We start from the raw sequence: 12,066 nt of genomic DNA, 5'->3' as shown, positions 1-12,066 counted from the left end.
CTGCCAGTAAGCAGAGCGTTTGGAACGATTTCTTATTTGTAGTCACCGATCAGATAATTATAGAATGGAGCATCTACATAAAAAGGATAGGAGGTAACTTTTACCTTAGGGTCAATCTTCTTAAAACCGTCAACAACTTGTGCGGATTTCTCGTTTAACGAGAAGGATTGAGCCACATAATTGTCTTTTTCCATATAGTTATTGGTAATCTGTTTATACCCATTCATTTCATTCAGCGAGAAGTAGAGTGGCTGCCACCAAGATGAAATAAGCAAACCAGTCTGATTTTCCTTATCTTTTTTTGCATACGTATGAATGATTTTGTCAAAGGCTTCTTTATCAGCTACAGATGTGAATTCAAAACTGATATCGTATTCTTTGGAGTAGGCGATGTATTTACCGTTATCAATTTTTACTACTTGATAATCAGGAGTGATGACAGGTTGACCCCATTCGGCTAAATAGATAAAAGCAGATGTTTTCCGCTCTAGTTGTACTTTTGCTACCAGTCCCTCACTTTTTAGCAAACCGATCAGTTGAATGGCATGCTGTATGTCACTATGACCATAGGTGAGTGAAAGAGCCGGGTCAAACCGTGGGGCGAATCGTTTATCCTTGAGATTATACCCTGTGACGATATCTTGTTTAAGTGCCTCGTCCACGATCTTTTGCAATTCTTCAGCTTTGATTAAATTGGTGGTTTTCCAGGAATGAGACACCTTATTATAAATATCCTCATCAGTTGTTAGACCTAGGAAATGCTTATACTCTCCTTTATATTCGAGTACTTTTCCGATCAATAAAGCTGCTACATCGGGCGAAACAGCTTGATTTTTGATAACGGTTTGAGCAAGAGATTCTGGGAGTAGCTTTGTATCGATTGCCACAGCAATCTCTTGCGCTGCCTTCATAGGAAGCTGACCTGTTTTATAGGAGAGGGCTACAGAAGCAAAGGCTTTTTTTATTTTCGCTTCCGGATACGTATAAGCTAATTCTTTCAGACCAGCAGCACGGACCGTATACGAGATGGCATCTTGAGCGGTTAAGGATTCATTTGGCTTTAGTGTAGTGGCATTAACGATCCCTTGTTCTTGCAGAGCACTAGCGGCTTGTGCTAAAGTAGAACCCTCTTTTACATCAGTAAATGAGATTTTGCTTTCTTTTGATGGTTGTAAAGCGAGTATAGTCGATAGAGCTTGTAGATAATCAGCGCGGGTTACCTGTTTTGAAAAGGTTACCTGATAATTGGTCTGTAAGAATTGGGCATATTCATTCAAATGAGGGGCAGTGACGGCCGAAGATGTCCCCTGAGTGGCAAGCAGTAAAGTCTCCTTGGCATAAACAGATGGAGAAGCTGTTAAAACACTTAAAGCTAAGACAAAAGCTAGTCCAGGCTTTTTCATTGGATGTAGGGTTCGTTTCATGTTAGTTTGACCTCCCAATTTAGATGAATTTTAACTGAACTAAACTTTTTACGAAAAAAGGTTTCGTTTGCTACTTGCCAGTAAAATCCATAAAATTACAATAAAAAGACGTTTTTATACTCATATTATAAAGGGATAGAAGAGCTTTTTAAAAGGATTATTTTTTCGGAATGTAAGTAAAATGCATTAAAAATTCTGTTTATTAATCAAAAAAAACAATTTAACTGGCTAAAATACGTACAATGTTTTGTTTTAGCTTGATTAAATTCGGATATTAAAATAAAATAAGATTGCACCGATCAATTGTTGATTTCTTTTTGGTAATGTTGTGTTTTGTGATATTCTGACAGACTACATATGAGTTAAGACAGAAAAAAACAACAGGGAGGTTTCTTATGCATAAGTGGGAAGCTATAGATGAAGCTAACAAATACATAAAGGAAAGAATAAATCAAACACCAACCATTGGATTGATTCTAGGATCGGGCTTAGGTGAATTAGCGGAAGAGTTAGCTGATGCCATTGTTATTCCTTATCAAGAAATTCCTCATTTTGTGATGTCGACAGTGGATTATCATGCAGGTAAACTTATTGTTGGCAAACTTGAAGGGAAGACGGTTGTTGCTATGCAAGGCCGCTTTCATTATTATGAGGGTCACAGTATCGAATCGGTAACATTTCCAATTCGAGTAATGAAAATGCTGGGGGTTGAGCAACTTATTTTAACTAACGCCAGTGGAGGCTTACATATCGACCAGCAGCCAGGGGATTTAATGCTAGTGACGGATCACATTAACTTAATGGGGATAAATCCGTTGATCGGGGCTAATGATGAGAGGCTGGGAGATCGCTTTCCTGATATGAGTGACACCTATTGTAAATCCTTAGCTCAGTTGGCAAGGCAGGTAGCGACACAGATAGGTGTACCTTTAAAAGAGGGTGTCTATGTGGCTTTTACAGGACCTTCCTTTGAAACGCCAGCTGAAGTCAGAATGGCACGAACAATAGGGGGAGATGCAGTAGGTATGTCAACAGTACCAGAGGTGATTGTAGCCAAGCATGCAGGTATTAAAGTGCTGACTATCTCATGCATTTGCAATTTAGCTGCTGGTATTCTGCCTCAACCTATTACGGCTGAAGAGGTTTATGAGGCAGCAGGACAAGCAAAAGAGAATTTTTCTAAGCTTCTACGAGGCATCGTGGAGAATATGTAAGTCACAAGGTTATAAGAGTAGGTATTAAATAAAAAACAGAGGTGTAAAGTCATCATGGATTTTCTTCGAGGCCTCCTTGGGGTAATTGCTGTTCTATTTATTGCATTCTTGTTTTGTAACAATAAGAAAGGGATTAGATGGCGTCCGATTGTTGGAGGATTAGCTATCCAGTTTCTGTTTGCATTCATTGTGTTAAAGTGGGAGGCAGGTCGAGCTGTACTAAGTAAGTTCACTGACGTAATGAACCATATTATTGGTTATGCGAATGAAGGGATCAAATTCCTTTTTGGCGGGCTGTACACTCCTGATTCTAAAATTACGTTTGTCGTAGCATTTAATGTTGTGCCAATGGTTATTTTTTTCGCAGCTCTGATTGCTGTTTTGTATTATGTAGGCGTTATGCAGCTATTTATCAAATACATTGGTGGCGGTATTTCTAAAATATTAGGTACGAGTAAAGCTGAGTCAATGTCAGCAGCGGCGAATATTTTCGTGGGTCAAACGGAAGCACCTTTAGTTATTCGTCCCTTTTTAAGCCAACTGACACGCTCAGAGCTGTTTGCTGTGCTAACAGGGGGACTTGCTTCTATAGCGGGAACAGTGCTTGCTTCCTACTCTTTACTAGGTATCCCAATGGAATATTTGCTTGCGGCGAGCTTTATGGCTGCTCCTGCTGGATTAGTTATAGCCAAGCTATTCTTCCCGGAGACGGAAAATATAAAAGACCGGGAAATAAAACTGGAAAAAAATGAATCAGCGAATATATTTGATGCAGCAGCACGCGGTGCAGGAGATGGCCTGTTTTTGGCGTTGAATGTGGGAGCCATGCTGTTGGCATTTGTAGCCTTGGTTGCTATGGTGAATGGCTTGCTTGGCTATATTGGAGGACTGTTTGGCCTGGAGATAACCTTGCAGGGGATTTTTGGTTATCTGTTCTCTCCTTTGGCTTTTGCAGTTGGAGTACCATGGAGTGAGGCTGTTCAAGCAGGTTCTTATATTGGCCAAAAAATCGTATTAAACGAATTTGTCGCTTATATTGATATGGCTAAAAACATGGCAAATTTGACACCTAAAACGGTAGCAATCCTGAGCTTTGCGCTTTGCGGATTTGCTAACTTTGGCTCTATGGCAATGCTGATTGGTGGGCTTGGTACACTTGTACCTGAGCGTCGAAGTGAAATTGCTCAGGTTGGCATGAAGGTTATCTTTGCCGGTACATTGGCTTCCTTGTTAAATGGTGCGATTGCTGGGATGTTCTTGTAAGGGGTAAAACCATAAAACGCAGTTCCTTACCTATGATGTAGGCAGGAGCTGCGTTTTCGTATGTAGTCACTTACTTCTACGACTACCTCTACCTCTACTCCTGCTTGGAAGTTTTAGGAAGAGGAAGGAGTTTCCTCGAAAGCGGTATCAATATCCTCATCGTCAATTTCGATATTATATCTACTTAAAAGCTGTCGCCATTCTACAGATAAGGGCTGGTCTGTGATCACTTTTGTAATGCCTTGAAAGTCAGTAATAAAAGTAAAGCCGGCTTTATCAATTTTAGTATGATCGAGCACTAGGATTTTTTGCTCTGAGTTTTTTAACATCAGTTTTCTAATTTCCGCTTCAAATTCGTTAGAATCTGTAGCGCCTCGTTGAAGATGAAGGCCGGTACAGGAAACGAAGGATGCATCGGCAAAATAATGAGAAAGGGCTCTAGTTGCTGAGTGGCTAACATATGAAAGGGAACGGCGTTGTAGAGTGCCACCCGTGGAAATTAGTTTTACGTGTTCAGCATCCGATAGCTCTAGCTCGACCTTAAATGAATTGGTGATAACCGTAAGATTCTGTTTATTTTTTATTTTTTTGGCAATATATAATGAAGTAGTGCTGGAATCAAGCATGATTGTATCGCCGCTTTTTATGAGCTGAGCGCATTTTTCTCCTAGTTTTTCCTTTACCTCGACATAATAGCTTTCACGTACCCAAAGTGGGAAATCAGAGCGTAGTCCATCTTCTAAAATAGCTCCTCCATATGTACGGACTAAAATGCCTTCCTTCTCTAATTTGTCTAAATCACGACGTATGGTCTCTTCAGAAACAGAGAATTGTTTACTAAGCTCTGTTACCATGACATTTCCTTGTTCAAATAGCATGCTCATGATTTTTTTGCGACGTTCGATTGCTAACATAATACCTCCCAAAACAATGATCTAATCCCAATCGACCTACAGGTATGTCTCTTGCCAAAAAGGATACCAAAAATAACGTTGTAAAAAAAGATAGAAAGAAAAGAAATTTGAATCATTATTTACAGAAATCCAGATGGAGTGTCGAAAAAGTTTTGACCAAAGGGCCGGAAGCAGTTGAAAATAAGTATACAGATTAGTAAAATCAAGGTATCAGTCAATAAAAATGTTAGATTATGTGGTTTTATGTGACTTTTGATTACTAGCAGAAAATTTTTTGTTTTTTTGCTATAACAAAGATAAGACAAATCGTAATCTTAAGTCATTCAAATTTGAATCGACTTATCAAATAGGGGGAGGCTCTCACATGGCGACGTTTATTCAATCGGTCCGTTTTGAAGACAATATTTTATTTATTTTAGATCAGACGAAACTTCCAACTTTGAAAGAATTTTTAGAAATAGACAACATAAAGGATGCCTGGGATGCCATTAAGGAGCTAAAGGTAAGAGGAGCTCCTGCGATTGGGATTGCTGCCGCTTATGGACTACTGTTGGGAATTCATGATGCACCTGAGGACTCCTTTGAAGCCTTCTACGATGCATTCACAAAGCATAAAGAGTACCTCGCGTCGTCACGACCTACAGCAGTTAACCTATTTTGGGCATTAAACCGTATGGAGCAACGAGCTTTGGCTGACCAGAACCTACCAGTGGCTGAAATTAAACAGCGTCTTGTTACAGAAGCGCATGCGATTCGTGATGAGGACGAAGAAACATGCCGAATGATTGGTGAACATGCATTGACGTTGTTTGAGGATGGCATGGGTGTGTTAACGCATTGTAATGCTGGTGGAATTGCTACGGCACGTTATGGCACAGCGCTTGCACCTATTTATTTAGCAAAAGAAAAAGGCTGGGATATCAGGGTATTTGCCGATGAGACTCGTCCCTTACTGCAAGGAGCTCGTCTGACAGCATGGGAATTACAGGAAGCGGGTATTGATGTTACGTTAATTACGGATAGCATGGCTGCAATGGTGATGTCTAAAGGCTGGGTACAGGCAGTTATCGTTGGATGCGATCGGGTTGCGGCTAATGGTGATGTAGCGAACAAAATTGGAACGTATGGTGTAGCACTACTGGCAAAGGCTCATGGCATTCCATTTTATGTAGCAGCCCCAATGTCTACAATTGACCTGGATACCGCTACGGGAGAGCAGATTCCGATTGAGGAGCGAGAAGCTGGTGAAATTATTGAAGGATTTGGCAAGCAAACGGCACCCAATGATGTCAAAGTCTTTAATCCTGCCTTTGATGTAACTCCACACGATTTAATAACAGCAATCATTACGGAGAAGGGTATTTTACGAGCTCCTTACGACAATGCATTGACAGAGCTGTTCCAGGTCACTGCAAAAAGCAACTAGATGGACCTACAGGAAACAAGGAGGACAAAACTAATCATGACCGAACCAGCGTACAAACAGATGACAGATGAAGCTAAAATCAAACAGGATATCTGTGAGATTGGGCGTAAAGTATATGCAAAAGGCTTTGGTGCGGCTAACGATGGAAATATTTCGGTTCGTCTTTCTGCCAACGAGATCTGGATCACACCAACCGGCGTAAGTAAAGGAGCTTTGCAGCCAGATATGCTGGTCAAAGTAAACCTCCAAGGGGAAGTATTAGAAGGAGAGCTTCAACCAACCTCTGAGATGAAAATGCACTTGAAAGTATACGAAATGCGTCCAGACATTGGCGGGATCGTTCATGTTCACCCTCCGTATGCTACAGCTTTTGCGATAGCAGGCATTCCTTTAGATTTTGCAACCCTGCCAGAATCGGTAGTGCTGCTTGGAACCATACCTTTAGCGAAATATGCGACTCCATCCACCCATGCTCTTCCTGAATCCATTGCGCCTCATATCATGAACCATCAGGGGGTTTTGCTAGAAAACCACGGGGCACTTACATGGGGAAAAGACCTGCAAACAGCCTACTATTTGATGGAATCGCTCGAATTTACTGCAAAAATTAATTGGATTGCAAAACAAATGAACGGAGCACGGGAGTTGTCAGTAGAACGGGTACAAGAGCTAGTAGCGTTACGAGAGAAAATGGGCTTAATAGGGGAGACACCAACAGGAGTCATTTGTCCACCAGGAGTCGATGTATGCTCTGTAAATAAACAAGCTATGTCTATGAAGGAACCACAACCACTGACAGTCAAATTAGATGAACAACAAATGGAGGAGCTTGTTAGCAGGGTAACCAAGGCGGTTATTTCCCAGCTACAGCATTCAAAACTGGAATAGGAAATGGTAGTGATAGAAAAAATGCGAAGCCTGTTTTCAAGGTTTTCGCATTTTTCCTTTTGGTTAAAAGTTATGTAAAAAAAAGAATGTATACTATAAAAAGATGTGATAGGATATAGGAATGCTTCTACTTGTAAGTATGTATTTATAGGAGGGGGAATCAGGTGGAAACCGTAAAAAAACCGCATATTTTATCAAATCCATTTATACGCGTTATTCTATTGTCAGGTGTATTTTTACAGCTAGGTACCTGGGTGCGAAATTTTGCTATCCTTTTGTATGTTATGGAAGTTACCAATAATGATCCTTATGCGGTCTCCATGATTTCTGTAGCCGAATTTGCTCCTATCTTTATTTTCTCATTTATAGGCGGGACGTTTGCTGATCGTTGGAGACCAAAAAGAACAATGGTGTGGTGTGATATTTTAAGTGCCGCTTCTGTTTTTGGTGTTCTATTGACTCTTATGTTTGGGTCTTGGAAAGCAATATTCTTTGTTACGCTGTTTTCTGCTATCCTGTCTCAATTTTCGCAACCATCGGCAATGAAGCTATTTAAACAGCATGTTCCAGCAGAACAATTGCAAGCGGGAATGGCGATGTTTCAAACCCTGATGGCAATCTTTATGATTGTTGGACCAGCTATTGGTACCATGGTATTTCAGAGCTTCGGTATCGACGTTTCGATCGCCCTGACTGGACTTGCCTTTTTACTCTCAGCAGCGGTGCTTTATAGATTACCAGCTGATCTGAAGCCGAAGAAGATTGATGCTACCACTGGTATTTTAAAAGAGATGACTGATGGATTCCGTTACGTTTGGTCAAAAAATGTATTACGGACGCTCAGCTTATGCTTTATGATGGCAGGCTTAGCAGTGGGGCTATTACAGCCTTTGGGTGTATTTATTGTAGTGGAGCAGCTAGGATTGCCTAAAGAGAACCTCCAGTGGTTTTTGATGACTAATGGTGCGGCTATGCTGGTAGGTGGAGGATTAGTTATGGCGATCTCTAAAAAAATCTCTGCTCAAAAGCTATTAGCTATCGGGATGATTAGCAGTGCAATTTCGGTAATTGGCATTAGTTTTTCACAAAATTTTATGCTGGCCCTTGCTTTTCAATTTATTAATGGATTGTTTTTCCCCTGTATTCACATTGGGGTCAATACGTTGATCCTAATGTCTGCGGAAGAAGAATTTGTTGGTCGGGTCAATGGCGTGCTTAGCCCTTTATTTTCCGGAATGATGGTCGTAATGATGAGCGTATCTGGTGTTGTAAAAGAAACCTTTACGTTACAGGGAAGCTACCAGCTAGCAGGATTGTTTTTTATCATCGGGGTCTGTGCGGTGATTCCGCTGTTTAAACTTCAGCTACAAAAGCTGGAGCCTACACAGAATACGTCTCAGCCAGCTTCTGAACCACAGCCGGAATAGTAGGATATGCATCGTTTTTTAGAGAGTTGAATAAAGAAAACACACAAGTCAGCTTGATTTACTGGTTTGTGTGTTTTTTTATTTATATGCAAAGGATTAGCTTACATATTCCATTCTAATTGTCTGCCGCCGATAATGTGGTAATGCAAGTGGAAGACCGTTTGTTGTCCATGCTTTCCGATATTTGTCACCACACGGAATCCGTTTTCTTCCAAACCGGCTTCTTTTGCTACTTTTTGAATTGCCAAATGGAGACTACCAATTCGTTCTTTATCTGATTCATCCACGCCCATAACAGAGGAAATATGTTTTTTAGGGATGACTAAGATATGTACAGGTGCGATCGGATTAATATCGTGAAACGCGTAGACATCATCATCCTCGTATACTTTTTTGGAAGGGATTTCACCTTGAATAATTTTACAAAATAAGCAATCCATCTAAAATTCTCCTCTCAAAGTTTAATATTCTTCCTCTTATTGTAGTAAAATTCCAGTGAATTTACTAGTTTCCTTCCTAATTCAGTGCTTTATTTTCTGGGAAACCGCAAAAAGAGGCAAAAATCCAACTTATTATGAATACAAATAGCAAAATCATACATACTAAATAGAGAGGGAATTTGTTACAAGAGTGCGAAAATTCTCAGTAAAATCAAAAACATAGGGCATTTTATATTTCATTTTTTGTAATATTCCTTTACAATGTTAGAAATCCTTTATCCTAGTAGAGAAAGAGAGTGGGGGAAACCATGGCACAACAGGCGACAAAAATGACGGAAAACTTAAATCCGTACGAAATTGTTCAAAAGCAAATTGAGAATGCTGCAAAATTGCTTGATCTTCCTCGGGCAGCGGTAGAGATTTTGAAAAAGCCCAAACGTGTTGTCAGTGTATCTTTTCCAGTGAAGATGGATGATGGAACTGTTCGTGTATTTGATGGGTATCGTTCGCAACATAATGATGCCATTGGTCCGACTAAGGGAGGAATTCGCTTCCATCCACAAGTAACTCTTGATGAAGTTAAGGCTCTGTCTATGTGGATGTCTTTTAAATGCGGTGTTGTGCATTTACCGTATGGTGGTGGTAAAGGCGGAGTCATCTGTGATCCGCGTACGATGAGTCAGGGAGAATTAGAGCGTGTCAGCAGAGGATTTATGGAGGCTATTCACGATATAGTTGGACCTGAAAAGGATATTCCTGCCCCTGATGTTTATACGAATGCGCAGGTAATGGGCTGGATGATGGATACTTATAGCCGTCTAAAAGGAGCTGTTTCGCCGGGGGTTATTACCGGGAAGCCTCTTATTCTCGGCGGGTCAAAGGGTAGAAATGAGGCAACAGCGCGTGGCTGTGTGTATACGATCCTAGAAGCTTTACATGAAAAGGGCATGTCCCCTAAGGATGCCACAGTAGCAATTCAAGGCTTTGGGAATGCTGGACAAATCGCCGCTAGACTTTTGCATGAAATAGGGGCGAAGGTAGTGGCAGTGAGTGATTCAAAAACGGCTATTTATGCAAAAGCAGGATTGCATATACCTGATGTTATTACAGCCAAGGAAGCAGGTTCCCTAGGAAGTGTAGCCGGAGCTAGTCTCATTGCCCATGATGAACTGTTAGAAGTAGAAGTGGATATTTTAATTCCTGCTGCATTGGAAAATGTGATTACAACAGCTAATGTAGATCAGATAAAGGCTAAAATTATTGCAGAAGCCGCTAATGGCCCAACAACACCAGCAGCAGATGAGGTCTTGCAGCAAAAAGGGATTCTGGTCATTCCAGATATTTTAGCAAACGCAGGCGGAGTGACGGTTTCTTACTTTGAATGGGTGCAAAACCTCATGAATTTTTACTGGTCTGAAACAGAAGTAAATGACAAGTTAAAGGATGTAATGGTGCGTTCTTATCAGGAAGTAGGTCAGATTGCTAAACAATATCAAACAGACAGAAGAACTGCCGCTTTTATGATCTCTTTACTTCGCATCACAGAAGGAATGAAAGCGAGAGGCTGGATATAATTCCTTGCTAACTCAAGCGATTTTTCTTATGATATCTGTATGATATATTGTTCCCCGCCGGAAACTATACCCGGCGGGTTTTGCTGTTCCCCCACGTTCCTGTAGGTGCTTCTATAGTATGTTGATCAGGTTGGTCAGCGTGTTTTATTTAGTCGCCTTTTTTATGCAATAAGGAAACCCTTTCCTTATCAGGATCGTCACTAACGTTGTACAAAATTTTTTCCTCATGAAGCAGTTGGAAAAGCCTTGTGATTGGAAAGAGGAGGATAAAAGGAATTTATGAAAAGTGTACGTACTATTTCAGCTACAGCAATGCTCGTTGCACTATCTGCTTCTTTGGTTGCTGGGTGTCAGGGAACACCGAATAAAACACCATCTACAGGCTCAGAAAATGCACAAACGGCTGAGACTAAGGGAACGCAGCCAAGTCAGCCAACTGAACCATTGACAGATCAGAAGGAAAGTACCGGAAATGAGACTGAAGGGGCATCCTCAGGAAATACTTCAGCACCGGCTACCTCATCGGAAGGGACAACAGTAAAGTCAGGAAACAAAGCACAAGCAGTGTCTCCAGAGAGTATACAGGTACTAGTTAATAAACAGTATAAGCTACCAGACAGCTATAAACCTCAAGATCTCGTCTATCCGGATGTTCCTTTTTTGTTTCAAGAAAAAATTGAAAAGCGTATGATGCGTCAGGAAGCAGCAGATGCGCTTCAGCAATTGTTTGCTGGTGCGAAGCAGGAAGGCATCATGCTTGCGGGCGTATCCGCATATCGTTCGCATACAACTCAAACAAACCTATTTAATCGTTATGTGAAAAAGGATGGGGAAGAAGCGGCCAAGAAGTACAGCGCAGAGCCAGGTCACAGCGAACATGAAACTGGACTTGCCATTGATGTTTCCGGAAGCACAGGAAAATGTGCGGCAGAGGACTGTTTTGAGGGTACTCCTGAGGCCGCCTGGTTAGCTGATCATGCGCACGAATATGGATTTATTATTCGCTATCCAAAAGGCAAAGAAGCCATCACGGGCTATCAATATGAGCCGTGGCATCTGCGTTATGTTGGGAAAGAAGCAGCAGGTGAGATTCACGATAAAGGTATAACACTTGAAGAATATTCAAATACTCCAACTGCATAAACTCATCAATGAAATATTTTTTTACGTTTTGTTGGGTAAAAATGTGACCCTTTTGGATTGTTACTCGTCTTACTAGATAGGGGAGTGCCCCCTATGTAAGGAGTGAGTTACATGAATATGAAGTTACAATCGATCACGGCTAGCTTTTTAACAGCGAGCATGCTGTCCATAAGTCCGGTTTGGGCAGAAGAAATGACAAGCAGCATGCAAACCAAAAGCAAAGAAGTTGTGACCATACAAACACCTGAGAAAACACAATCAAACATTCAAAAAAAGATAAGAAAACCAAAAAATGCTTCCATGAAAAAGTCTACTCGTGGAAACATTCAATCCGATAAAAGGTGATTTGTATT

11 protein-coding genes are annotated in these 12,066 nt (G+C 41.0%); 8 read left to right on the top strand and 3 right to left on the bottom strand.

The features are described 5' to 3' along the window. Window positions 1-32: 32 nt before the first annotated feature. A complete protein-coding gene (locus GOP56_RS05575; RefSeq protein ID WP_163244858.1) occupies window positions 33-1,424 on the bottom strand; it encodes a hypothetical protein in 1,392 nt (463 codons plus the stop codon). Between the two features lie 395 nt (window positions 1,425-1,819). Here GOP56_RS05575 and GOP56_RS05570 point away from each other — a divergent pair, with 395 nt between their 5' ends. Both GOP56_RS05570 and GOP56_RS05565 read left to right on the top strand, forming a co-directional pair. Then, entirely contained in the window at window positions 1,820-2,638 is an 819-nt protein-coding gene (locus tag GOP56_RS05570) for a purine-nucleoside phosphorylase (RefSeq protein ID WP_163244856.1), read from the top strand. A gap of 54 nt (window positions 2,639-2,692) precedes the next feature. Further along, a complete protein-coding gene (locus tag GOP56_RS05565) occupies window positions 2,693-3,901 on the top strand; it encodes a NupC/NupG family nucleoside CNT transporter (protein WP_003336263.1) in 1,209 nt (402 codons plus the stop codon). 113 nt (window positions 3,902-4,014) lie between these two features. Here GOP56_RS05565 and GOP56_RS05560 read toward each other — a convergent pair whose 3' ends face one another. Continuing rightward, window positions 4,015-4,815, bottom strand: coding sequence for a DeoR/GlpR family DNA-binding transcription regulator (locus tag GOP56_RS05560; RefSeq protein WP_101668368.1), 801 nt, complete (start codon window positions 4,813-4,815; stop codon window positions 4,015-4,017). 364 nt (window positions 4,816-5,179) lie between these two features. Between GOP56_RS05560 and mtnA the strand changes: the two genes are divergently transcribed. The 3 genes from mtnA to GOP56_RS05545 all read left to right on the top strand — a co-directional run bounded on the left by mtnA (window position 5,180) and on the right by GOP56_RS05545 (window position 8,556). Then, window positions 5,180-6,241, top strand: coding sequence for an S-methyl-5-thioribose-1-phosphate isomerase (gene mtnA / locus GOP56_RS05555; RefSeq protein WP_163244853.1), 1,062 nt, complete (start codon window positions 5,180-5,182; stop codon window positions 6,239-6,241). A gap of 36 nt (window positions 6,242-6,277) precedes the next feature. Continuing rightward, the gene (locus GOP56_RS05550; RefSeq protein ID WP_163244850.1) at window positions 6,278-7,129 is read left to right on the top strand and encodes a class II aldolase/adducin family protein; all 852 of its coding nucleotides are present in this window, start codon (window positions 6,278-6,280) and stop codon (window positions 7,127-7,129) included. A gap of 164 nt (window positions 7,130-7,293) precedes the next feature. Next, a complete protein-coding gene (locus GOP56_RS05545; RefSeq protein WP_003336268.1) occupies window positions 7,294-8,556 on the top strand; it encodes an MFS transporter in 1,263 nt (420 codons plus the stop codon). A gap of 101 nt (window positions 8,557-8,657) precedes the next feature. On the opposite strand, the gene GOP56_RS05540 is transcribed toward GOP56_RS05545, so the two are convergent. Then, complete coding sequence (locus GOP56_RS05540; RefSeq protein WP_003336269.1) at window positions 8,658-8,996, bottom strand: histidine triad nucleotide-binding protein; 339 nt, start codon at window positions 8,994-8,996, stop codon at window positions 8,658-8,660. A 308-nt stretch (window positions 8,997-9,304) separates the two neighbouring features. On the opposite strand from GOP56_RS05540, the gene GOP56_RS05535 reads away from it, so the two are divergent. The 3 genes from GOP56_RS05535 (at window position 9,305) to GOP56_RS05525 (ending at window position 12,058) form a co-directional block, all read left to right on the top strand. Continuing rightward, window positions 9,305-10,570 carry a Glu/Leu/Phe/Val family dehydrogenase gene (locus GOP56_RS05535; protein WP_003336270.1) on the top strand — a complete coding sequence of 422 codons (1,266 nt, stop codon included), beginning with the start codon at window positions 9,305-9,307 and terminating at the stop codon, window positions 10,568-10,570. 279 nt (window positions 10,571-10,849) lie between these two features. Next, window positions 10,850-11,713: a M15 family metallopeptidase gene (locus GOP56_RS05530; protein WP_163244848.1), complete on the top strand. Its 864-nt coding sequence runs from the start codon at window positions 10,850-10,852 to the stop codon at window positions 11,711-11,713. A gap of 111 nt (window positions 11,714-11,824) precedes the next feature. Then, window positions 11,825-12,058 carry a hypothetical protein gene (locus GOP56_RS05525; RefSeq protein WP_003336274.1) on the top strand — a complete coding sequence of 78 codons (234 nt, stop codon included), beginning with the start codon at window positions 11,825-11,827 and terminating at the stop codon, window positions 12,056-12,058. Window positions 12,059-12,066 lie beyond the last annotated feature (8 nt).

Origin of the sequence: Brevibacillus sp. 7WMA2 (assembly GCF_010748895.1) — a bacterium.
GTDB lineage: Bacteria > Bacillota > Bacilli > Brevibacillales > Brevibacillaceae > Brevibacillus_B > Brevibacillus_B halotolerans.
The sequence above is the reverse complement of the archived record's forward strand: the minus strand, read 5'-3'. Positions and strand labels throughout refer to the sequence as shown.